This window comes from Blautia sp. AF34-10 (assembly GCF_003477865.1).
In the GTDB taxonomy this organism is placed as follows: Bacteria; Bacillota; Clostridia; order Lachnospirales; family Lachnospiraceae; genus Fusicatenibacter; species Fusicatenibacter saccharivorans.
The window spans coordinates 144659-168428 of the sequence record NZ_QUED01000002.1; the positions used below are offsets into that span (position 1 = coordinate 144659).

19 protein-coding genes, 1 tRNA gene and 1 pseudogene are annotated in these 23770 nt (G+C 47.2%); 17 read left to right on the forward strand and 4 right to left on the reverse strand.

Annotated elements, in window-relative coordinates; all coding sequences use genetic code 11:
• Positions 1 to 38: 38 nt before the first annotated feature.
• The 10 genes and pseudogenes from pstC to DWZ60_RS02045 all read left to right on the forward strand — a co-directional run bounded on the left by pstC (position 39) and on the right by DWZ60_RS02045 (position 11030).
• Entirely contained in the window at positions 39 to 893 is an 855-nt protein-coding gene (pstC, locus tag DWZ60_RS02005) for a phosphate ABC transporter permease subunit PstC (protein WP_022462254.1), read from the forward strand.
• A complete protein-coding gene (pstA, locus tag DWZ60_RS02010; RefSeq protein ID WP_242857201.1) occupies positions 883 to 1785 on the forward strand; it encodes a phosphate ABC transporter permease PstA in 903 nt (300 codons plus the stop codon). The genes pstC and pstA overlap by 11 nt, the downstream gene beginning before the upstream one ends.
• A 20-nt stretch (positions 1786 to 1805) precedes the next feature.
• Positions 1806 to 2558, forward strand: a complete 753-nt coding sequence (gene pstB, locus DWZ60_RS02015; RefSeq protein ID WP_022462256.1) for a phosphate ABC transporter ATP-binding protein PstB — start codon at positions 1806 to 1808, stop codon at positions 2556 to 2558.
• Position 2559: 1 nt separating this feature from the next.
• The gene (gene phoU, locus DWZ60_RS02020; protein WP_117509341.1) at positions 2560 to 3204 is read left to right on the forward strand and encodes a phosphate signaling complex protein PhoU; all 645 of its coding nucleotides are present in this window, start codon (positions 2560 to 2562) and stop codon (positions 3202 to 3204) included.
• Between the two features lie 3 nt (positions 3205 to 3207).
• A pseudogene (locus tag DWZ60_RS20575) lies at positions 3208 to 3877 on the forward strand (winged helix-turn-helix domain-containing protein).
• A 9-nt stretch (positions 3878 to 3886) separates the two neighbouring features.
• Positions 3887 to 5545 carry a sensor histidine kinase gene (locus tag DWZ60_RS02030; RefSeq protein WP_119208364.1) on the forward strand — a complete coding sequence of 553 codons (1659 nt, stop codon included), beginning with the start codon at positions 3887 to 3889 and terminating at the stop codon, positions 5543 to 5545.
• 438 nt (positions 5546 to 5983) lie between these two features.
• The gene (malQ, locus tag DWZ60_RS02035; RefSeq protein ID WP_119221184.1) at positions 5984 to 7465 is read left to right on the forward strand and encodes a 4-alpha-glucanotransferase; all 1482 of its coding nucleotides are present in this window, start codon (positions 5984 to 5986) and stop codon (positions 7463 to 7465) included.
• Positions 7466 to 7563: 98 nt separating this feature from the next.
• Positions 7564 to 8271 carry a LacI family DNA-binding transcriptional regulator gene (locus tag DWZ60_RS02040; RefSeq protein ID WP_330422052.1) on the forward strand — a complete coding sequence of 236 codons (708 nt, stop codon included), beginning with the start codon at positions 7564 to 7566 and terminating at the stop codon, positions 8269 to 8271.
• Positions 8272 to 8282: 11 nt separating this feature from the next.
• Positions 8283 to 8597, forward strand: a complete 315-nt coding sequence (locus DWZ60_RS19055) for a substrate-binding domain-containing protein (protein WP_330422059.1) — start codon at positions 8283 to 8285, stop codon at positions 8595 to 8597.
• A gap of 168 nt (positions 8598 to 8765) precedes the next feature.
• A complete protein-coding gene (locus DWZ60_RS02045; protein ID WP_055227980.1) occupies positions 8766 to 11030 on the forward strand; it encodes a glycogen/starch/alpha-glucan phosphorylase in 2265 nt (754 codons plus the stop codon).
• 73 nt (positions 11031 to 11103) lie between these two features.
• On the opposite strand, the gene DWZ60_RS02050 is transcribed toward DWZ60_RS02045, so the two are convergent.
• From DWZ60_RS02050 to DWZ60_RS02060, 3 genes are read right to left on the reverse strand one after another with little or no spacing between them, the layout of a single operon-like run.
• A complete protein-coding gene (locus tag DWZ60_RS02050) occupies positions 11104 to 11937 on the reverse strand; it encodes a hypothetical protein (RefSeq protein WP_119221185.1) in 834 nt (277 codons plus the stop codon).
• On the reverse strand, positions 11931 to 12629 hold the full coding sequence (locus tag DWZ60_RS02055) for an ATP-binding cassette domain-containing protein (RefSeq protein WP_055227982.1): 699 nt from the start codon (positions 12627 to 12629) through the stop codon (positions 11931 to 11933). Before DWZ60_RS02055 ends, DWZ60_RS02050 begins: the two co-directional genes overlap by 7 nt.
• A complete protein-coding gene (locus tag DWZ60_RS02060; RefSeq protein ID WP_022462266.1) occupies positions 12622 to 12999 on the reverse strand; it encodes a GntR family transcriptional regulator in 378 nt (125 codons plus the stop codon). The genes DWZ60_RS02055 and DWZ60_RS02060 overlap by 8 nt, the downstream gene beginning before the upstream one ends.
• A gap of 202 nt (positions 13000 to 13201) precedes the next feature.
• Here DWZ60_RS02060 and pepF point away from each other — a divergent pair, with 202 nt between their 5' ends.
• The 4 genes from pepF to DWZ60_RS02090 all read left to right on the forward strand — a co-directional run bounded on the left by pepF (position 13202) and on the right by DWZ60_RS02090 (position 17610).
• Positions 13202 to 15010 carry an oligoendopeptidase F gene (pepF, locus tag DWZ60_RS02065; protein WP_243038175.1) on the forward strand — a complete coding sequence of 603 codons (1809 nt, stop codon included), beginning with the start codon at positions 13202 to 13204 and terminating at the stop codon, positions 15008 to 15010.
• 339 nt (positions 15011 to 15349) lie between these two features.
• Positions 15350 to 16114 (forward strand): nitroreductase family protein, encoded by a 765-nt coding sequence (locus DWZ60_RS02070; protein WP_022462268.1) that lies wholly within the window; start codon positions 15350 to 15352, stop codon positions 16112 to 16114.
• Positions 16115 to 16491: 377 nt separating this feature from the next.
• Positions 16492 to 16563, forward strand: a tRNA-Gly gene (locus DWZ60_RS02080).
• Between the two features lie 519 nt (positions 16564 to 17082).
• Positions 17083 to 17610, forward strand: coding sequence for a flavin reductase (locus DWZ60_RS02090; protein WP_117509337.1), 528 nt, complete (start codon positions 17083 to 17085; stop codon positions 17608 to 17610).
• 304 nt (positions 17611 to 17914) lie between these two features.
• On the opposite strand, the gene DWZ60_RS02100 is transcribed toward DWZ60_RS02090, so the two are convergent.
• Positions 17915 to 19099 carry an MFS transporter gene (locus DWZ60_RS02100; RefSeq protein ID WP_055227985.1) on the reverse strand — a complete coding sequence of 395 codons (1185 nt, stop codon included), beginning with the start codon at positions 19097 to 19099 and terminating at the stop codon, positions 17915 to 17917.
• A 338-nt stretch (positions 19100 to 19437) separates the two neighbouring features.
• On the opposite strand from DWZ60_RS02100, the gene DWZ60_RS02105 reads away from it, so the two are divergent.
• The 3 genes from DWZ60_RS02105 to DWZ60_RS02115 all read left to right on the forward strand — a co-directional run bounded on the left by DWZ60_RS02105 (position 19438) and on the right by DWZ60_RS02115 (position 23588).
• On the forward strand, positions 19438 to 20313 hold the full coding sequence (locus DWZ60_RS02105; RefSeq protein ID WP_119221187.1) for a LysR family transcriptional regulator: 876 nt from the start codon (positions 19438 to 19440) through the stop codon (positions 20311 to 20313).
• Positions 20314 to 20520: 207 nt separating this feature from the next.
• Positions 20521 to 21933: an amidophosphoribosyltransferase gene (locus DWZ60_RS02110; RefSeq protein WP_117813789.1), complete on the forward strand. Its 1413-nt coding sequence runs from the start codon at positions 20521 to 20523 to the stop codon at positions 21931 to 21933.
• A 95-nt stretch (positions 21934 to 22028) separates the two neighbouring features.
• Positions 22029 to 23588 (forward strand): response regulator transcription factor, encoded by a 1560-nt coding sequence (locus DWZ60_RS02115; protein ID WP_117813791.1) that lies wholly within the window; start codon positions 22029 to 22031, stop codon positions 23586 to 23588.
• Positions 23589 to 23770: the final 182 nt, after the last annotated feature.

Below are 23770 nucleotides of genomic sequence, written 5' to 3' on the forward strand. Positions count from 1 at the left end.
CACGCTCCGCGAAACAATGAAATGAAAGGATTTATCTTATGAAACTAAGAGAAACGATCATGAAACTTGTATTCCTGATTGCGGCGTGCTGCTCCGTACTGGCTGTTGCACTGATCTGCATTTTCCTGTTCATGAATGGTGTTCCTGCCATTTTTAAAATCGGACCGCTGAAATTTTTGACCGGTACCGTGTGGAAACCGGGAAACAATATTTTCGGCATCCTGCCGATGATTGTCGGCAGTATCTGCGTGACCGGCCTTGCAATCCTGATGGGTGTGCCGGTTGCCATTCTTACTTCGGTGTTTCTTTCCCGTTACTGTCCGAAAAAGTTTTACGGCATCTGCAAATCAGGTATTAACCTGATGGCCGGTATTCCGTCTATCGTATATGGATTTTTCGGACTGGTTGTGATCGTCCCGTTGATGGCACAGCTGACAGGCAAAAACGGAAACACAATGCTGACGGCATCTATTCTTCTGGCCGTTATGATTCTTCCGACCGTGGTCGGTGTAACAGAATCCGCCATTACAAGTGTTCCGGAATCCTACTATGAAGCAAGCCTTGGCCTTGGTGCAACGCATTCCCAGAGCGTTTTCTTTGCAGTTGTTCCGGCGGCAAAATCCGGAATCCTGGCAGGTATCGTGCTTGGCATCGGACGTGCCATCGGAGAGACGATGGCAGTGATTATGATTGCCGGAAACCAGCCTCGTATGCCAAAAGGAATCACAGAAGGCCTTCGTACCATGACAGCCAATATTGTACTGGAGATGGGATATGCATCCGGACTTCACCGGGAAGCGCTGATTGCAACGGGTGTTGTGCTGTTTGTCTTTATCCTGCTGATCAATTTATCGGTGTCTATGCTGAACCGGAGGGTACATTATGGTGATTAAAGGAAATGGAGCTGTAAATACAATGGAAGCTGTAAAAATAAATACAAAAGAAAAAGAAAGAACAAAGGTTACGTATCACAAAAGTGTTTTTTCCTCCGTGCTGACCGGAATTACCTGGGGAGCAGCCATTCTTGCACTTGCCGTTCTGGTTTTCCTGGTTGGATTCATTCTGATTCGTGGCGTGAAAAACCTGACACTGGAGCAGTTTGCCTGGACCTATAATACAGAGAATGTTACGATGCTTCCGGCGATCATCAACACTGTTACGATGACGGTACTTTCCCTTCTGCTTGCTGCGCCCCTCGGCATTTTCTCGGCGATTTATCTGGTTGAATATGCCAACAAACGCGGAAAACTGGTTGGGCTGATCCGGATTACGGCAGAGACCCTTTCCGGTATTCCGTCGATTGTTTACGGTTTGTTCGGTATGCTGTTTTTTACGAAAACCCTGAAAATGGGATACTCGATGATGTCCGGTGCCTGTACCCTTGCCATCATGATTCTTCCGCTGATTATGCGAACAGCAGAAGAAGCCTTAAAATCGGTTCCGGATTCCTATCGGGAAGCAAGCTTTGGACTGGGAGCCGGAAAGCTTCGTACGATTTTTAAAATTGTTCTTCCATCTGCCGTACCCGGCATTCTTTCCGGTGTCATTCTTGCGACAGGCCGTGTCGTAGGAGAGACGGCAGCGCTTCTTTTCACAGCAGGAACGATTGCAAAGGTGGCAGGCCTTATGGATTCCGGCCGTACCCTTGCCGTTCATATGTATGCACTTTCCAGTGAAGGCCTTTATATGAATCAGATGTATGCAACCGGCGTCATCCTGATGCTGATTGTCCTTCTGATCAACGGCTGTTCCGGAATGATTGCGAAGAAAATTGCAAAGAAATAAAAGAGAGACGAGGAAAAAACATGAGCAAAATAGATGTATCCAATATGGATCTTTATTACGGAGACTTTCATGCCTTAAAAAATATCAATCTGAGCATTGATGCCAATGAGGTGACGGCTTTTATCGGACCTTCCGGCTGTGGTAAATCGACCCTGTTAAAATCCATCAACAGAATGAACGATCTCGTTCCGGGTTGCCGGATCACCGGTGAAATGCTGTTGGACGGAGAAAACATCTACGGCGGAAAAATGGATGTCAACGGACTCCGAAAACGGGTCGGCATGGTATTCCAGAAACCAAATCCGTTCCCGATGAGCATTTACGACAACATTGCCTATGGCCCCAGAACCCATGGTGTCCGTTCCAAAGCGAAGCTGGATGATATTGTGGAGCAGTCTCTTCGACAGGCGGCAATCTGGGATGAGGTGAAGGACCGTTTGAAGAAAAGCGCACTTGGCATGTCCGGCGGACAACAGCAGCGTCTTTGCATTGCGCGTGCTCTTGCCGTACAGCCGGAGGTTCTTCTGATGGACGAACCAACCTCAGCACTGGATCCGATTTCTACTTCCAAAATCGAAGATCTTGCGGTAGAATTGAAAAAAGATTATACTATTGTCATGGTAACCCACAATATGCAGCAGGCAGCCAGAATTTCCGACAAAACCGCATTCTTCCTGTTAGGAGAGGTAGTAGAATACGGAGAGACCGAACAGATCTTCTCCATGCCGAAGGATAAACGGACAGAGGATTACATTACAGGGAGGTTTGGCTGATATGAGGGAAAGATTTGAGCAGCAGATGGAAATTCTGCACACGGAGCTGATTGAGCTTGGCGCACTCTGTGAGCAGGCAATCGGACGGACATATGAGGTTCTGCTGGAGGGAAACCAGAGAGCGGCAGAAGAGATTATCAAAAAAGACCAGGTTGTCGATGCGAAAGAACGGGAGATCGAGGATCTCTGCTTCCGCATCATTTTACAGCAGCAGCCGGTAGCACGTGATCTGCGTCAGGTATCTGCGGCATTAAAAATGATTACCGATATGGAGCGGATCGGAGACCAGGCAGCAGATATTGCGGATATCGTAAAAGTAACGAGTCTTGGTGTGCCGGATGCAAGCATCCGTCTGAAGGATATGGCGAAAGCGACAGCTTCTATGGTAACAAAATGCATCGATGCATACGTTAAGCAGGATCTGAAGCTTGCACGGGAGGTTATCGATTCCGATGATATCGTGGATGATCTTTTTGACGAGGTAAAGGATGAAATTCTGCAGGGTATGCGAAAGGGAATTACCACAGATGTCCAGTCTCTGGACTATCTGATGATTGCAAAATATTATGAAAGAATCGGTGACCATGCAACAAACATTGCGGAATGGGTTGTGTACTCCATTAACGGTCACCATAAAGGGGAATAACAGATGATTTACTGCGTGGAAGATGAAAGAAATATACGGGAACTGATCGTATACACACTGGAATCGAGCGGTTTTACCGCAAGAGGCCTGGAAAGCGGAAAAGAGCTGAATGCAGCTATTGCAGAACAGCTTCCGGATCTGATTCTCCTGGATATCATGCTTCCGGGAGAGGATGGTCTTGAAATTCTTTCACGCCTCAAGGCATCGGAAGTAACAAAAGAAATTCCGGTCATTATGGTAACGGCAAAGGGCGCTGAGTATGATAAGGTCATGGGCCTGGACTGCGGAGCCGATGACTATATTACCAACGTTCGGCATGATGGAATTTATCGCAAGGGTACGTGCCGTGCTGCGCCGTGCCGGAAAAGAAGAGAAGGAAAACGATGTGCTGGAGACCGGGGATCTGCAGATCCAGGTAAAGCAGCATCAGGTTCTGGCCAAAGGGGAGAAGGTTACCCTGACCTTAAAAGAGTTTGAACTGCTGAAATTTTTAATGGAAAATAAAGGAATTGTCCTTACAAGAGACCGTCTGCTCGGCCATGTCTGGGGTTATGATTTTGACGGAGAAACCCGTACGGTAGACGTTCATGTGCGTACACTCCGCCAGAAGCTGGGCGAATGCGGCGAGCTGATCGAGACGGTCCGCGGCGTGGGATACCGGATAGGAGGCTGAGAAAGTAAGATGCGTAAAAAAGTCTTTCAACATGCGGGAGCGTTGATTATCGCTGCGATTATCCTGACTTTTTTCACCATGAGCTGGGCAATGTACAACAATACGGCGGAGCAGCTTCGTGTTTCGGTGAGAAATGAATGTGAGTATTACAGGTATTTTCTGGACAAGATGGGTGATGACAGTCTGGATAAACCGGCCGGCAAGATTACGGCAAGCCGGGTTACCCTGATTGACACGGACGGAACCGTTCTGTTTGATTCGGTCGAGGATGAGAACATGATGGGAAACCATTCCGGGCGGCCGGAGGTGATTGAGGCGGAAAAGACCGGGGAAAGCAATATTTCCCGTTATTCCGAGACCCTGCGGAGCAAAACATATTATACGGCATTGCGCCTGGACAATGGAAAAATCATCCGTGTTTCCCTGACAACAGACAGTGTGTTCGGTGTGATGCTGCGGAATATATGGCTGGTGGTTGTACTGATTGCGGCAGTCCTTGTCGTGGAGCTGCTGATGGTCAGCCATATGACAAAGGCGCTTGTAAAGCCGATCAATGAGATTGATCTGAATCATCCGCTGGACAACAAAGCGTATGAGGAATTGAGTCCGCTGCTTGGAAGAATTCATCAGCAGCAGAAGCAGATTCAGCAGCAGATGGAGGAGCTCCGCCATAATCAGGAGGAGTATCTTGCAATCACGGAATATATGAAGGATGGTCTGATCGTGACAAACCAGTCGGTCGTACTTTCCATCAACCGTTCGGCACAGAATCTGTTTGATGTGACAGCGGAGGAGTGCATTAACCACAATATCGTGACAGTCAGCCGCAACGAGCAGCTGAAGGAGGCACTGGATCATGCGCTGGAGGGCAGTTCCGAGGAACGGATGCTGGAGATAAATGGAAGAGTCTATCAGCTTCTTGCAAATCCGGTGCGTGTGGACCGTGTTGTATCCGGTGCGGTCATCCTGGTGCTGGATGTGACGGAAAAACAGAAAGCCGAGGTGATGCGCCGTGAGTTTTCAGCCAATGTGTCACATGAGCTGAAAACACCGCTGATGTCGATTTCCGGATATGCAGAGATCATCGAAAACAACATGGTAAAACCGGAGGATATTCCCAAATTTGCGGGCAGAATCCACAGTGAGGCGAGCCGGTTAAGCTCTCTTGTCGAGGATATTATCAAGCTGTCCAGACTGGACGAAAACGACCAGTCAATCCCGATGGAGGAAGTGGATCTGATGCAGACCTGCCGTGATGTCGAGGGACATCTTTCCATACGGGCAAAGGAGCAGCAGGTGAAGATGACACTGAGAGGAGAGAGCTGCCGGATCAAAGGTGCACGACAGGTTCTCTATGAGATGATCTACAATCTCTGCGACAATGCGATCAAGTACAACCGCAGGGACGGTGAAGTTGAAGTGACGGTTTCACGCGGAAGAAACGGACGGGCAGTGGTATCTGTGGCAGATACCGGAATCGGAATTGCAAAGGAAGATCAGGAGCGGATCTTTGAACGGTTCTATCGTGTGGATAAGAGTCATTCCCGCGAAACGGGAGGTACCGGACTTGGACTTTCCATTGTGAAACATGGAGCGATTCTTCATGATGCAAAGATTAAAATTGAGAGTACGCTTGGAACCGGAACAAAGATAATTCTGGAGTTTTAAGTGAAAAACAGATAACGCAAAAGACAGCATGCGGGGACAGAACCTATATGGGAGGCTTGAAAAATTCATGATTTTTAAGTGCCCAAAGCGGTTCCGTCCCCGCATGCTGTCTTTTTATGTATGGCTTGTATCGTTATAAAAATGCAAATTCGTTGTTTTGAATAAACAGAGTATTCAATATTTGGTAAATATGATAAAGGGTTTGGGGGTTGTTTTTTGATGCAGAGTATGGTATTGTAAATATAACGAGTTCCGGAAACGTTACCGACACCGTTTCCGGAAATACAGACGAGATACCGACAGCCCTGTTTTTACGAAACAAAATGAGCTGGTTAGAAGGGCTGTATAAGTTACAATTTGCTGCGTATCCGTGAACAGGAATTATGTATTTGTGGGGTCGGATGGATAGAAAAAACGACAAGGAGAAAGGGTTTAAAAATGAGAGCAAGTGGTATTTTACTTCCGGTAGCTTCGCTGCCGTCCCGATATGGTATCGGATGTTTTTCGAAAGAAGCGTATGAATTTGTGGATCGCCTGGAGGAGGCCGGCCAGAGCTACTGGCAGATTCTTCCACTTGGACCGACGGGATATGGAGATTCGCCGTACCAGTCGTTCTCTACTTTTGCAGGAAATCCATATTTTATTGATCTGGAGACCCTGGTAAAAGAGGGACTTCTGACAGAAGAAGAGTGTGATGCGTGCGATTTCGGCGACAATGCAGAGTATATTGATTACGAAAAGATTTATCTGTCCCGTTTCAAAGTACTCAGAAAAGCATTTGAAAGATTTGCGGCAGATGACGTATATGATGCATTTGTATCGGAAAATGGTTACTGGCTGGAAGATTATGCGCTGTATATGGCGATTAAGGATGCACTCGGCGGAATCAGCTGGAGTGAGTGGCCGGCAGAATTAAAGGACAGAGAAGAAGCAGCACTGAATCAGAAACGGGAAGAACTTGCCGAGGAGGTTGCATTTTACAAATTCCAGCAGTTTATGTTCCTGAAACAGTGGAAAGCACTGAAGGCATACGCAAATGAAAAGGGTATCCGTATCATCGGTGATATTCCGATTTATGTGGCATTTGACAGCGCTGACACCTGGGCAAATCCGGTTCTGTTCCAGTTTGATGAGGACAACCAGCCAAAAGCCGTTGCCGGATGCCCGCCGGATGCGTTCTCCGCAACCGGACAGCTCTGGGGCAACCCGTTATACAAATGGGACTATCATAAGAGCACAGGTTATGCATGGTGGCTGTTACGTCTGGCTCACGTGTTTAAACTGTACGATACTGTCCGCATCGACCATTTCCGCGGATTTGATGAATATTATTCCATCCCGTTCGGTGATCAGACGGCAGAGCGCGGCCACTGGGAAAAAGGACCGGGCATGGATCTGTTCAACACCGTCAAAGAAAAGCTCGGCGATGTGGATGTCATCGCAGAAGACCTGGGATATCTTACCGAGAGCGTGATCGAAATGGTAAAAGAGTCCGGCTATCCTGGTATGAAGGTGCTGCAGTTTGCTTTTGACTCCCGTGAGGAGAGCGATTATCTGCCGCACAATTACGAGAGAAACTGTGTTGTCTACACCGGAACGCACGACAACGATACGATTCTTGGATGGTATTATGTCATGAGTGAGGAAGACCGCGAATTCTCCAAAGAGTATATGGGAAATGCAAAGAGTACCGATGAGGAGTTGCCGTGGGATTTTATCCGCATGTCAATGGAGAGTGTGGCAAATCTGGCTGTCACTCCGATGCAGGAGTTTTTAGGCCTTGGCACGGAGGCAAGAATCAACTATCCGTCCACACTTGGAAATAACTGGAAATGGCGCCTGCTTCCAGAACAGTTTACACCGGAGCTGGCAAAGAGAATTTATCGGCTGACACAGATTACAGCACGTATTGCAAAATAAAAACACGCGCTGGAAAGAAAGCAAAACAGGCCGGAGAAACAAGCCGGAAGAGATTCCGGCAGAACAGGTACAGAGTTTAAAGGAGAGGCCTGCAGAATATGGAACAGGTAACAATCAGGGACATTGCCCGCAAATGTAAGGTAGGCGTGAGTACTGTATCGAGAGCGATGAACAATCATCCGGATATCAACCCGGAAACAAAAGAGATGATTTTAAAGGTGATTGCCGAATCGAATTACGTACCGAACAACAGTGCCAGAAATCTGAAGCGGTCGAATGCGAAAGCGATTGCCATTCTGGTAAAAGGCATGGACAACATGTTCTTCAACAACATGATCAGTGTGATTGAAGAGGTTGTGCGAAAAAAGAAATACGCCTGCATTATTGAGCGAGTAGAGGAAAAGGCAAATGAGGTAGACTCCGCGATCGAGATCGTCAAAGAAAAACGGCTGCGCGGCATCATTTTCCTCGGCGGAAACTTTACGCATCCGCATGAGAAAATGGCGCAGATCCCGGTTCCGTACGTGATCAGTACAATCGGGGCGGTTTCAGACGGAGGAAAACCGTGCGCGAGCGTATCGGTCGATGACTACAGGGAAAGCTATAAGATGGTAGATTATCTCTGTGGTCTCGGGCACCGGCGCATTGCCATCATTACCGCCTGCGAGGACGACATCAGTATCGGACGCCTCCGTCTGAATGCGTACCGCCAGGCTTTACTGGATCATGGGATACCTTATGACCCTGATCTGGTATTTCATATGACGAGGACGACACGTATTCTTTCGCCACAGGGTACAAGATAACAAAAGAAATTCTGGAAAAAAAGACGGAGTTTTCCGCACTGTATGCCACCGCGGATACGCTGGCAATCGGTGCGTGCCGTGCCTTAAAAGAGGCAGGGCTTACCGTGCCGGATGACATTTCCGTCGCCGGATTTGACGGAATTGATGCAGGAGAGTATTATATACCCAGCATCACAACGATCCGTCAGCCGGTGGAGCAGCTTGCCGCAGAGACGGCGAAGATGCTGTTTTCCTTAATTTCAGGAAAAGAAGAACCCTGCAGCAAAGTATACGATGGGGAACTCGTCGTAAGGGAATCTACGAAGTCGCGGATCGCGCAGCAGTAAAATATTTGCTGTTTCGCTGCCCCCAAAAGTGATTCAGAAGTGAACCGTCCCATTCAGGGAAAAGCTTTGAATGGAACTGCGAAAGCTGCCAATTGCAGGAAATCCGGAATGGCAGCGCAACTAAATGACACTGTGGGAATTTATCCACAGCAATACGAGGAGAAAAAAATGGAAGAAAGAATTCAGGCAATCTTAAAAGAGCGTTTTGGAAGAGATCTGGACAACTGCACAAAGAGCGAAATCTTTGAAGCCCTGATGGTTATCACCAAACAGGAGATGGCAGGTCGCAAAAGAAACACCGGAAGTAAGAAGCTGTATTATATTTCAGCAGAGTTTCTGATCGGAAAACTGCTGTCCAATAACCTGATTAACCTTGGCATGTACGAGGAAGTTGAAAAAGCACTTGCAGCTCACGGAAGAGAGCTGACCGAGATCGAGGAGATGGAAATGGAGCCGTCCCTTGGAAACGGAGGTCTCGGCCGTCTGGCAGCATGCTTCCTTGATTCTATCGCAACGCTTGGCCTGCCGGGAGACGGTATCGGCCTTAATTATCACTTCGGTCTGTTCCGCCAGCTTCTGGTCGACCACAAACAGAAAGAAGTGAAAAATCCATGGATCACAAATGAGAGCTGGCTCGTCAGACAGCCGGTATCCTTTGCAGTTCCGTATAAAAACTTCACGATGCATTCTACCCTGTATGATATCGACGTACCGGGTTACAACAATGGCTGTAACCGTCTGCATCTGTTCGATGTAGATACGGTAGACGAGAGTATCGTTCCATCAGACAGCATCAACTTTGACAAGCATCAGATCCAGAAAAACCTGACACTGTTCCTCTACCCGGATGACAGCGACCGTGCCGGACAGCTGCTTCGTATCTACCAGCAGTATTTCATGGTCAGCAACGGCGCACAGTTCATCCTGATGGAGTGCGAGCAGAAGGGCTACGATCTGCATAAGCTGTATGATCACGTTGTGATCCAGATCAACGATACTCATCCGTCCATGGTCATTCCGGAGCTGATCCGTCTGCTGCAGGAGAGAGGCTTTACCATGCAGGAAGCCATCGATGTTGTAAGCAAGACCTGTGCTTACACCAACCACACCATCCTGGCAGAGGCACTGGAAAAATGGCCGATCGATTACCTCGAGGAGGTTGTTCCGCACCTGATGCCGATTATCCACGAGCTGGACGCACAGGCAAAGAAGAAATACAAAGATGAGAAAGTAGCGATCATCGACAAGGATCAGCGCGTCCACATGGCACACATGGATATCCACTACGGATTTTCTGTTAACGGCGTTGCAGCACTGCACACCGAGATCCTGAAAAACTCCGAGCTGAAACCGTTCTACGATATTTATCCGGAGAAATTCAACAACAAGACAAACGGAATCACTTTCCGCCGCTGGCTGCTGCACTGCAACCGTGAACTGGCACAGTATATCGAGAGCCTGATCGGACCGGGATTCAAAAAAGATGCCGACGAGCTGGAAAAACTGCTCAAATACAAAGACAACAAGAAGGTTCTTGCAAAACTTGAGGAGATCAAACACAACCGCAAACTGGATCTCAAACAGTTCCTGTATGAGACACAGAATATCGCGCTGGATGAAAATTCCATCATCGATGTACAGGTAAAACGTCTTCATGAGTACAAACGCCAGCAGATGAACGCCCTGTACGCTATTTACAAATACATGGATATCAAGAGCGGCAACAAGCCGAAAACCCCGATCACCATGGTATTCGGTGCAAAGGCTGCACCGGCTTATATCATCGCAAAAGATATCATCCATCTGATCCTGTGCCTGCAGGAGCTGATTGATAACGATCCTGAGGTAAGCCCGTACTTCAAAGTGATTATGCTTGAGAACTACAACGTATCAAAAGCTGCAAAGGTGATCCCGGCAGCAGATATCTCCGAGCAGATCTCCCTGGCATCCAAAGAGGCTTCCGGAACCGGAAACATGAAATTCATGCTGAACGGTGCCCTGACGCTTGGAACAGAAGACGGTGCAAACGTTGAGATTGGCGATCTTGTCGGAAAAGAGAACATCTACATCTTCGGAAAGAAACCGCAGGATGTCATCGACCTGTACGCAGATGCTGCTTACTGCTCAAAAGACATCTATGACGAAGATCCGGAGATTGCAAAGCTGGTTGATTTCATCGTCAGCGATGAGCTTCTTGCTATCGGCGACAAGGTTTGCCTGGAGAGACTCTACAAAGAGATCTTGAACAAAGACTGGTTCATGACACTGCTCGACCTGAAAGAGTACATCAAGACAAAAGAAAGAGTATACAAAGACTACGAGAACAAAGATGCATGGAACAAGAAGTGCCTGATCAACATCGCAAAAGCAGGCTTCTTCTCCTCCGACCGTACCATTGCACAGTACAACGAGGATATCTGGCATCTGGCATAAGTGCAGAACATGCATACAAAACGCCGCCGCAGACGATTCGGTTCGTCCGCGGCGGCGCTTTTTAATGCAATTTTTATGAAAGATTCAGCCGTCTGCTTAAGATATAGCGGCAGATCAGGAACAGAACAACGCAGAGCACCACGGTGATGATAAGTGTGGAAACCGAGGATGTGGTAACCACAGCAGTCGGTGTGGAGTCCTGGAAAACACGGACGATGCTGATTCCGCCGAAGATCTGGATCACGGTAGTCATGCCGATGTAAGAGAGGACAGCCGTCAGAATTTTGTGGCTGGATACCAGGCTTCCGATGCTGATGGCGGCATAGAACAGAAGAATGCCAAAGAACAGCGAAGCGAAGAAGCCAACGATGGAAAACAGTGCCATACCGATGTGGTTCGTGATGCCGATCAGGGAAAAAGCAGCATCGGCAACACCGGTAATCTGTGCCCAGAGATAGGACAGAAAATTGGAAAAGGTCATGGTCTTGTTGTAAAAAAGCAGGGTGTTTGCGGTAAAATACCGGATTGCGGACGGCAGAAGCAAAAAAGCGAAGGAAGCGAGAACGGAAAGTGCGTTTAAGATGCTCCATGCGCCGAAAACCAGCATTTTGGAGAGAATATGATCCGTTGCCGATACCGGAAGGACGTTGGTCAGATACCCTTCGTCGGTAAAAAGATTTTTATAGTAGCGCTGGATCATCAGCACCTGTGTCATGACGGATGCGGCGATCACAATCAAAACGTACGCAAACAGATAGAGGACGATCAGCAGATCCGGCAGCTCAGAAAGCTGGGAAAAGAGGAATCCGAAGCCTCCGAGAGCGCCCATGAAAATGGCGGCACCGTTCAGCAGCGCCATGTTTTTCCAGCATGCTTTCCACTCATGTTTCAGACATTTTTTTAACATTTGAATACCTCCCTGAAATAAGAATCAATCGATTCACCCTCCTGCATCCGGATATCCTCAACCGAGGCGTGCAGTTTTAACTGGCCCTCCTGGATAAAGATGACCTCATCGAGAATATTTTCGACGTCGGAAATCAGATGTGTTGAGATGAGGATGGATGCGTCTGGTTCGTAGTTGTTTAAAATCGTAGATAAAATGTAATCGCGTGCTGCCGGATCGACGCCTGCAATCGGCTCGTCGAGGCAGTAGAGCTTTGCGCGGCGGCTCATCGTGAGGATGAGCTGGACTTTCTCTTTCGTTCCCTTCGACATCGTTTTCAAACGGTCCTTCGGGCTGATTTTTAAGGATTCCAGCATGGCATTGGCGCGGGACATGTCAAAGTCCTCAAAGAAATCGCTGTAATACGTTAAAAGATCCGAGACGCGCATCCAGCTGCCGAGATACATTTTATCCGGCAGATAGGAGACGATCCGTTTTGTCTCAATACCGGGATGATTTCCGGCGATGAGGACTTCACCCTCACTCGGGGTCAGCAGTCCGTTCAGCAGCTTTAAGAGCGTCGTCTTTCCGCTTCCGTTGGGCCCCAGCAGTCCGATAATTTTCCCGGAATCCAGGGAAAGGTTGAGATGATCGAGCGCGGTGTGGTTTCCGAAGCGCTTCGTCAGGTCTTTACACGTTACAAGTTCACTCATGATTTTCTTCCTCCTCAATCGTTTCGGCAAGTAGCTGCCGGATTTCCTCCGGGGTTATGCCGAGCTGTTTCATGTGGGCAACAAAAGCAGATACTTCTGCGGCGGCAAGTTCTTTTTTCATCTGATGAATCAACTCCTTATCTTCGGTAATAAAGCGTCCGCTGGTCCGCTGGGAATAGATCAGTCCGCTGCGTTCCAGTTCGGAAAGCGCTTTCTGCATTGTGTTCGGGTTGACGGCGGCCTCCTGCGCGAGATCGCGGACGGACGGAAGCTTATCGCCCGGCTGATAGCGCCCGGTGATGATGTCCATCTGTACCCGCTCGATGATCTGCAGATAGATCGGCCGCGAGGAATCAAGATTCCATGGCATATGGCATTCACTCCTTTTGTACTGTTGTATTAATTTGATAGTACAATCATACAATCGGTTTATGGATTTGTCAAGAAAATTAAGAAAAAATTTTAGATTTAGAGGTTAAATTGTGGTAAACTAAGCGTAAGTGCGGCACATTAGTATTAGAAGAAAAACCGCAGAAATGGTTCCGTCTAAAAAGATGGATGAAGGGAGAAATATGGCAGAAATTAAACTGAAAAAAAGAGAAGAGATGGATCCGGCGTACTGCTGGGATCTTTCGAGTTTGTTTGGTAGTGATGAAGAATTTGAGAAAACAGAGCAGGAGCTTGCGAAGAAAATAGAAGCGTTCCGCGCAAAACAGGGAACAATGAAAGAGAGTGCAGAAGCGCTGTATGACGTTCTTTCCGGTCTGGATGACATCAGCCGCGTCTTTTCCCGCCTGTATGTCTATGCAAGCCAGAAATATCACCAGGATATGGGAAATCAGAAGTATCAAGGCTATGCCGGAAAGATGGACAGCATGATGGCTGTTCTTGCGGATGCCTCTTCTTTCGTAGAGCCGGAGATCCTGGAGCTTGACGAGGAGACGGTTACAGAATTTGAAAAAGCATATGAGCCGCTCCGTCTGTACGATCGCATATTAAAAGAAAACTTCCGCAAGAAAGAGCACATTCTCTCGCCGGAGATGGAGGCGGTTCTTGCAAAAGCCGGAGAGATGGCATCCAGCCCGGATCAGATTTTCTCGGCATTTTCGAACGCAGACCTCAGATTCCAGCCGGTCACGGATGAAGAGGAAAATCAGGTTCCACTGAGCCACGGCACCTTCGTCGGATTTTTACAGTCCAAGGACCGCCGGGTCAGAAAAGAAGCGTTTGAGAAGTATTATGCAGAGTATGAAAAACACAAAAACATGCTCGCCGCAACGTTCGGTGCCAATCTGAAACAGGCCGCATTCTTTGCAGATGTAAGAAAATATCCATCTGCACTGGCTGCATCGCTGGATGGCGGAAATATCCCGGTTTCGGTTTACGACAAGCTGCTCGAGGCGATTCATGCAAAAATGCCGGCGATGTACCGTTACGTGGCACTGCGTAAGAAGCTGCTCGGTGTGGATGAACTTCATATGTATGATGTTTACGTTTCTCTGACGAAAGAGTACGAGCAGAAATATACGTATGAGCAGGCGATCGAGATCGTGAAGAAAGCGCTTGCCGTGCTCGGGGATGATTATGTGGCACTGCTGGACAAGGGCTTTTCGGAGCGCTGGGTGGATGTTTATGAGAACGAAGGAAAAAAGAGCGGTGCTTACTCCTGGGGTTCTTACGATTCCCATCCGTATGTGTTGATGAGCTTTAACGGAAATATCGATTCGGTCTTCACACTGGCGCATGAGATGGGCCATTCGCTGCATTCCTGGTATTCGAACCATACACAGCCGTTTACGTATGCGGAGTACCGCCTCTTTGTCGCTGAGGTGGCATCAACCTGCAACGAGGCACTGCTGATCCGCTATCTGCTGAAGCATGCGAAAGAAAAGGAGGAGAAGATTTTCCTGCTGAATTATTTCCTGGATCAGTTTAAGGGAACGGTGTTCCGCCAGACGATGTTTGCGGAGTTTGAGAAGCGGATTCATGAGAAGATGGCAGAGGAAGGCACGCTGACGGCGGACGGTATTTCGGAGCTGTATCTGTCGATCAACAAGGAGTATTTCGGACCGGATATGATTTCGGATCCGCAGATCGCGCTGGAATGGGCGAGAATTCCGCATTTTTATACACCGTTCTATGTATATCAGTATGCAACGGGATTTTCGGCGGCGATTGCGATCAGCAGCAAGATCCTGGCAGGGGAGCCGGGTATCGTGGAGAAGTACAAACAGTTCTTAAGCGGCGGCTGCTCGATGGATCCGATCGACCTTTTGAAGATCTGCGGCGTCGATATGACGAAGCCGGAGCCGGTGGAAGAGGCGCTGGATGTGTTTGCTTCTTATGTGGAGGAGTTGGAGAAGCTGACCGCGGAAGCGTAAGCACAGGTTTTAAAGTTGCATAAATTTGATGGGAAATATGTGTGAAAAATATACAAAATTTGGCGCGTTTTTCCCTTGAAAAAGTTTTTGGATATGTTACAATATTATTACAGAGTAAAAATGGATGAGCTGGAAATTGAAAAATATTTGCGATTAAGAGGGAGAATTTCCGTATTTCTGTCGAATGCGGAAGATTAAACGTAAATTTTTCGGAATGCGGCTTTGCTCCTGTAAAAATGGGGAGCGGGCCGCGGCCGGCTATGAAAGAAATATTACTGTTCATTCAGCAGTGAACTGTAACAAAAACAGACGGATAGCAGATGAAGTAAGGGTGAGAGTATGAATTTATATGAGGCTATTTTTGTTAGAAAATCAGTAAGGAATTATTGTTTTGATACGCTTCCGCCGCAGACTTTGGATAAGATTTGGGAGCATTATAAGGAGATGCCGGCACTGTTTTCGGGCATCGGTGTGGATATGGCGATTCTGGACAACAGAAAAGGGCAGGAGAGAATGCTCAGTATGTTCAGTGTGAAGGCGCCGTATTATATGGCTTTTTATTCGGAGGAGTCAGAACGATATCTGATGAACGTGGGTTATATTATGGAACAGATGGTGCTGTATCTGTGCAGTATCGGACTGGGAACCTGCTTTATCGGAAGTAATCGTGTGAAAAAGGCGGAGCTTGAGAAGAACGGAAAGCGGCTGGTGGGGATCGTCGCTTTTGGTAAGAGTCATGGTTCGCATACGAGACGGCAAAGTGAAGCAAAGAGACTGCCGCTGGAGGATCTTTGTGTGTTCAAAGAGGTGCCGCGGCAGTGGATGACGCAGATGCTGGAAGCGGCGAGACTGTCGCCATCCAGTATGAACAGCCAGCCGTGGAGATTTGTGGTGTATGATAACAGGATTCATATTTTCTCGAAGAAGCACAGTGTGGAGAAGCTTCGGAAGTGGGATGAGGTGAATTTCGGGATTATGTTTGCAAATATGATGGTGGCAGCAGAGGAGCTGTGGCTGGATGTTGACCTGATCAGACTCGGGGATATTTCGCAGAAAAACTTCTCAAATAATCAGTATGTGCTGAGCGCGATTCTGAAGGCGTAGAGGTGAATACGGACGACCTCGGACAACCTCGGACGACCTCGCCCGCTGCACCGCAGGTACGAAGCCACGCGAGGTCTGACGGTGGGGACGGGGGTAAAGCGTCTGGATCCGCCAGGAGGCGGATCGGCGTGAGCATGTGGGGTTGGGAGGACGGATGGAAAGGAGTCTGGATTCGTCAGGAGGGTGGTTCGGTGTGAATTTGTGGGGGGAAGACAGCTGTGCGGGTGTCTGATGGAGAGCGAAAATTGAGGGAATCGTAGATACTTTTGATTTTTTTTGAAAAAAATTGAAAATAGGTATTGACAAATGAGGGGAGTTCCTGTATAGTAACATTTGTAAGGTGCAGCGAGCACTTAGCAAGATAAAAATTAATAAATGCGCGAGTGGCTCAGGGGTGGAGTACAACCTTGCCAAGGTTGGGGTCGCGGGTTCGAATCCCGTCTCGCGCTCTGCTGGAAACCGGAATGTGTAAGCATTCCGGTTTTTGCGTTGTGGAAAAATAGATGAAAAAGAAATCTTATTTTTAAAACTTAAGAATATTGCATTTTAAATTTTCATATGCTATAATGCCGATAGGCAATGAAATGAATGGCTTGCAAAGTCAACAAAAGCCCCACGAGCTGCAACTCGTGGGGCTTTCTGTGCCTTTTGGGCAAGGCGGCTTAAACCTTAGGCTGGCTGCCAGTTATTTCTTACCGTCCAGCCATTTGCAGATATAGTAGGCTACTATACTTGCCATAACGGAAAGAAAAAATGAAATGAATAGTTCTTGCACTGTCAACCCTCCCTTCTCTGCCTGTCTGGGAGTGGCAACGTTCATTAGTATAACATACAATTCTTATTTCTAAAATAAAAAAATTCCCTGTTTTTATAAAATTCAAGGCTTCGAAAAAAAGTTCTTGCCCGGTAGTTACTACCGTACGGTATGCTAAGGATAACAAAGCAAATCAGCGAAAGGGGAATGTAGTATGAACATTACGATGGAGAATTTTAAAACCGCAAAGTATGATGTGTTTTCTATTTTTGATGACCGCTGGGGTTTGTGTACTGCGGGTACGCCAAGGGAGTATAATACGATGACGATCGGATGGGGTACGATGGGGACGATCTGGGGACCGCCAAAGAAAGGAAAGCAGATCATTACCGTATTTATCCGGGAAAGCCGCCGGACGCATCAGATTCTGCAGAAGGAAGACGAGTTTACGGTCTGCTTTTTTCCAGAGAAATATCGGAAGGATCTTGGAATCCTGGGATCAAAATCGGGAAATGATGTGCCGGATAAGATCAGTCTGACCAGTCTGACACCGAAGATGCTGGGAAATGCGGTTGGATTTGAAGAGGCAGAGCTGACCTTTGTCTGCAAAAAAATCTATGCGGTCAGAATGGAGAAAGAAGATCTGCCGGAATTTACGCGCGATACTTTATATAAAGATGGCGATCTCCATTATCTGTATATGGGCGAGATTGAAGATGTCTTTGGCATGATTGAGGAATGAAACAGGAAAATTGGCGTGATGTATCAGTATTTCTTATCACAATCTTGTATATACTGCACCGGGCAGAAAGGCATCAGACTGCGTGAAATGCGGAAAATGTGAGAAAGTATGTCTGCAGCACCTGCAGATCAGAAACCTGCTGGAGGATGTGGTGAAAGAGTTTGAAGCGGAGCGTGCTTGAAAAAATTTCCGAAATTTACAAAAAGTACATCTGATCAGGGAGTAACCTGATCAGATGTACTTTTTTGTACGCAGTATATCAGAGTTTGATCCAAGGGGACCATTCTGCTGCAGAATAATTGGATTAATAGTTGGCTTTATAAGAATTTCTCTTTTCCGCCGTTACGCGGTGCATCCGCTCTGCCATTACAACCATCAGAATCAAAATGGCCATCAGGAATACCGGATACAGTCCGAAGGAAATATGCTGGCCGAGAACACCGAAAACCGGCGGCATCAGGCAGGTTCCGACGTAAGCAAAGGCCATCTGGATGCCGATGATTCCCTGGCTTAAGTCGGCACCGAAGTTTGCCGGTGTCTCGTGAATGATGGAAGGATAAATCGGCGCACAGCCAAGTCCGATCAGGATCAGGCCGATAAACAGAAGGGAATCGCCAAACGGCAGCAGCATCAGAACCGCACCAACGGCGATGAAAAACTGTCCCAGACGAATCATATTCTGATCGTTCAGCTTCATGGTAACGAAACCGCAGATAAAACGTCCGATGGTAATACCAATGTAAAACAGGCTGGCCCAGCTTGCGGCACGCTGTGCATCAATACCGCGGAACAGCGTACAATAACTTGCAGCCCACATGCCAGCAGTAGATTCCACTGCACAGTAACAGAAAAAGCAGATCAGCACCTCTTTGACACCAGGAACACGGATCAGACTGGAAAAACTCCGCTCCGCCGGAACAGAGGTATCCTCTTCGGCAGCTCCGGCAGGTTTCTGCCAAAGAGGAAGGCTTAAGAACAAAACCAATGTCAGCACAATCTGGAAAATGGAAATGATGAGATATCCTTTGTTCCAGTTCAGGTGACTGATTGCCCAGCTCATCACAACAGGGCCGGTACTGCAGCCAACACCCCACATGCAGTGCAGCCAGCTCATATGGCGCGCCTTATAATGAAGCGCAACGTAGTTATTCAAAGCGGCATCGACGCTTCCGGCGCCGAGACCGTAGGGAATTCCCCAGAGGCACAGGGCCCAGAAAGAATGGCTGATGGAAAAACCAAACAGTGCCACAGCGGTTGTCAGAACACTGACAGCGGTGACCTTTCCGGTGCCAAACCGTGTGTTCAGCCGGTCACTGTTCAGACTGGAAACAATTGTTCCGGCAGAGATAATCATGGAAATGATACCGGCTGCGGAAACGGAAGTTCCAAGTTCCTGGTACATGACCGGCCACGCAGAGCCAAGCAGGGAATCCGGCAGTCCAAGACTGATGAATGCCAGATAAATGACAGGCAGCAAAAGTGAAACCATAGTAAAACCCTCCTAATAAAAAAATCATCGTAAGAAATCAGAAAAAAGAAAAGATATGCTTATTTCGGATTTCTGCAGATAGCAAGCAGGTACAGAAAATTTTCGTTAAGTTTAACGCAGAACCTCTGTACGCAATAATTTCAAGGTATCATACTTGAAAAAAAGAATCAATACTTTCTTTTCAGAAAACAAAAAAAGCGATATAGTAGAAGAAAGAAAATTCTTTCCCAAAAGCAAAGCGTGTTTGAAAAACATTTCTGCAGTTTGCAAAAAGCCTTTTTCAAATATGCTTCAGGAAAGAAATAAAAAACGAAACAAATAAAACGAGAGGGAGACATATGGAAACAAGAGTACTTCGCTATTTTCTTGCCGTAGCACGGGAAGAAAACATCAGCCGTGCGGCAGAGGTCCTGCATATCACGCAGCCAACCCTAAGCCGTCAGCTGTCCCAGATGGAAGAAGAACTGGGGGTAATCCTGTTTGAACGGGGAACTAGGAGAATCCGGCTGACAGATGCGGGGGTCCTGCTGCGCCGCAGGGCAGAAGAAATTATCGGGCTGATTGATAAGACAGAAAAAGAACTGGCAGAGCAGGAAGCACTGATCGACGGACGTGTGACAATCGGATGCGGAGAGACAAGGTCTGTGAATGTTCTGGCAGATCTGATCGAAACTTTCAGCCAAAAATATCCGAACGTGACGTTCGATCTGGTGACGGGAACCGCAGATGTATTGAAGGAGCAGATGGATCGTGGTCTGATGGATGTTGCACTGCTTCTGGAGCCGGTTGATGTGGGAAAATATGAGTTTGTGCGTCTGAAAGAAGGGGAGCGGCAGCAGGTGCTGATGCGTCCGGATGATCCGCTGGCACAAAAAGAAGTCGTACATCCGGAAGATTTAAAAGATCTTCCGCTGATTCTGCCAAGAAGACAGGATGTGCAAAATGAAATTACCAACTGGTTCGGAGCATATTATCAGAAGCTGAACATCCGATTTACCTGTAATATGCCGACAAATGGAGCAAAAATGGTTCGGAAGGGACTCGGGTATCTCATTACGGTGCAGGGAGTCTCCGAACTATGGAAGGAAGACGAGATTGTCGGACGATTCTTAGATCCGCCGATCATCTGCCGCAGTGTTTTTACCTGGAAAAGAGAACAGCCATTCAGCCTTGCCGCAACGAAGTTTATCGACCATATCCGGGAAAATTTGTGAAAACAGCCAGAAAATGATTTATTAACGTGAGTTATTTTCGTGAGCTAATTTATTAGAAAAACTTTACAATCCGGGAAAAATCGTGTTACACTATAACAGAAAAGAAAGTATGTGCAAATCGAAACGGTGTAAAAGGACCATGGCCCGAATTACCGATACGTTTCGCATCACAAGGGAGAAAAAATACAAAAGAGAGGTAAACGACAAATGGGAGGCTTTTTTGGAGTTGCATCAAGAGAAGACTGTACGCTGGAACTGTTTTATGGAGTAGATTATCATTCTCATCTCGGTACAAGACGAGGAGGAATGGCGACCTATGGAGCAAATGGTTTCAGCCGTGCAATCCACAATATAGAAAATTCCCCGTTTCGTACAAAATTTGAGCGCGATGTAGCAGAGATGGAAGGCCATCTTGGTATCGGATGCATTTCCGACTATGAACCGCAGCCGCTCCTGATCCAGTCACATCTTGGAAGCTTTGCGATTACAACCGTTGGAAAGATTAACAACATGGACAAGCTCCTGGAGAATGTTTATGGAAACGGACGGACGCATTTCCAGGAAATGAGCACCGGACAGATCAATGCCACAGAGCTGGCAGCATCTCTGATCTGCAGCGAAAAAACGATTACGGAAGGTATTCGTCATCTGCAGGATGTGGTGGATGGCTCCATGACGCTGCTTTTGATGACGAAAGACGGAATTTACGCCGCCCGTGATAAAAAAGGCCGTACGCCACTTGTCATTGGTAAAAAAGAGGGCGCTTACTGTGCCTCCTTTGAAAATTTTGCTTACCTGAATCTTGGCTATACCGATTATCATGAACTGGGACCTGGAGAGATCGACTTTATCACACCGGAGAGCGTGGAGATGCTTGTTCCGCCGCAGGAGGAGATGAAAATCTGCTCTTTCCTGTGGGTTTACTACGGCTATCCGACAGCATCGTACGAGGGGATTAACGTCGAGGAGATGCGATATCACTGTGGTGCCATGCTTGCAAAACGTGATGCGGGAAGTGATGTTCACCCGGATCTCATTGCCGGTGTGCCGGATTCCGGTATCGCCCATGCGATTGGCTACGCCAATGAGTCTAAAATTCCATTTGCAAGACCGTTTATCAAATACACTCCGACCTGGCCGCGTTCCTTTATGCCGACCAATCAGGAGCAGAGAAACCTGATCGCACGCATGAAACTGATTCCGGTACAGGCACTGATTGATCAGAAAAAGCTGCTTTTGATTGATGATTCCATTGTGCGCGGTACACAGCTTCGGGAGACGACTGAGTTTCTGTATCAGAGCGGTGCAAAAGAAGTTCATGTCCGCCCGGCATGCCCGCCGCTGCTGTATGGATGCAAGTTCCTGAACTTTTCCCGTTCCAAATCCGAGCTTGATCTGATTACCAGACGGATCATCCTCGAAAAAGAAGGAGAAAATGCAGAAAAAACACTGGAGGAATATGCAGATCCGAAGAGCGACCGCTACGAATCCATGTGCCAGGAAATCTGCCGCCGTCAGAACTTTACCAGCCTCCGGTATCACCGCCTCGATGATCTGGTAGAATCCATTGGACTGCCGAAGTGCAAAATGTGTACCTATTGCTTTGACGGAAAAGAATAAAAAGGATATAATAGTTTTTAAGCAGGCCAACTGGCAGAATATTCTATGTAAGTGGAATCTGCCGGCTGGCCTTAAAAAATATTGGGGGCTTTTTTATGGCAATTACTATTCTGATCGTGGATGATGATAAGCTGCTGGTCGATAAGCTGGAAGAGACTGTGAACTGGAGTAAAATCGGAATCGATATGGTTTTTACGGCAAACAATATCCGCCAGGCGCAAAAACTGCTGGAAGAATATCCAATCGAAATGCTTTTGTGTGACATCGACATGCCACAGGGAAACGGGCTGGAACTGCTCGAATGGATCCGATATAAAAAACTGGATATCGAATGTGCCTTCCTGAGCAGTTATGCAAATTTTGCCTATGCACAGATGGCGCTGAAACTTTCATCCAGAGAGTATCTTCTGAAACCGATTTCCAATACAGATCTGGAAATCGCGCTTCTTCGTTTGGTCGAGATTGTAAAGGAAAAACAGCAGAAGACAAAAGCACAGGAAAATACAGAACAGAAAGAAAAGAAACTATGGGAAGATCTTCTGATCCAGTGTATGCAGGAAGAATACTGGATCGAGCAGGCAAAAAAGAAATATGACGATCCGGAAGAAAAATTCTGCCTGATCCAGCTGCGTGTTCTGGAGATTCCTTCGAAAGAATATTATAAAAAAGAAATCAGTCTGGAGAATTTTGTGATTGAGAATGTCACGACAGAATTTTTTGAAACAAGAGGGCGGCGTGTGGAAGCCATTGTCCATGCCAGTGATCTGGAGTGGGCGATTGTACTGCGGAACGTGATCCGAAATGCAGGGGATGAAGAAAAGCTGGAGGAATGGAGAAAGTGTCTTTCCGGTGCGGTTCCGGCAAGATTCTGTACCTATATGGGAAAACCCGTTACGCTGGAAGAGATTCCAAAAAGCCGGGATAAACTGGAAGAAATCGAAAAATACGCCGTGCCGGATGAGACAGGAATTTTGTACGAAGACCGCTGGTACTTTGTGGAACGTGAATATCAAAAGCCATCCTGGAAAACGTATCTTGCAGAAATGGAGCAGACGGACTCTGTGCAGCAGGTAAGGAAATCTCTGCAGGGCTATATTACACAGCGCCGGGCTGCGGGTGGAATGCGAAAAGATTTTACCGTTCGTTTTATCGGAGAACTGGTTCAGACGGTTTATGGCTATTTAAAAGACCGTGGAATCGCTTTTGAACAGATTTTTGAAAGAGAAGAATTCGAGCACAGAAGACGAGAAGCCTGTCTTTCTGTAGTTGGAAGCCGGGAATTTATCGAATATCTGTTTGCTGTACTGGAGGGACAGAAAAAGAGCGAAACACACAGCGACAATGTGGTGGATCAGCTGAAAAAATATATTGAACAGAATCTGGGAGAAGATCTCTCACGGCCGGTGCTGGCAGGAAAAGTCTTTCTTTCGGAAGATTATGTTTCCAAACTTTTTATGAAAACGACGGGAATGTCGTTGCCAAATTATATCGCCGAGCGCAGAATTGAACGGGCAAAAGAATATTTGCGCACATCATCCCTGCCGATTAGCAAAATTGCGATGGAAGTCGGGTACGGAAATTTTTCCTATTTCAGTAAAACGTTCCGGGAGCTGGTTGGATGTACGCCAAATGAATACCGGAGCCGTCAGAAATAACAAAAAAATGGTGTCAATAACAAAAAAACGTGATAGATAACAAAAAACAGATTTTACTTAAAAAAAGACGTTGCGAAAACGTCTTTTTTTTAATATACAGACTGCCGGAAAATGTTAGAAAAATGAGGCGAGTTTTTGTATAATATGTTCATCGGTTGAGACGAGAAAAAGAAATCTAAAGG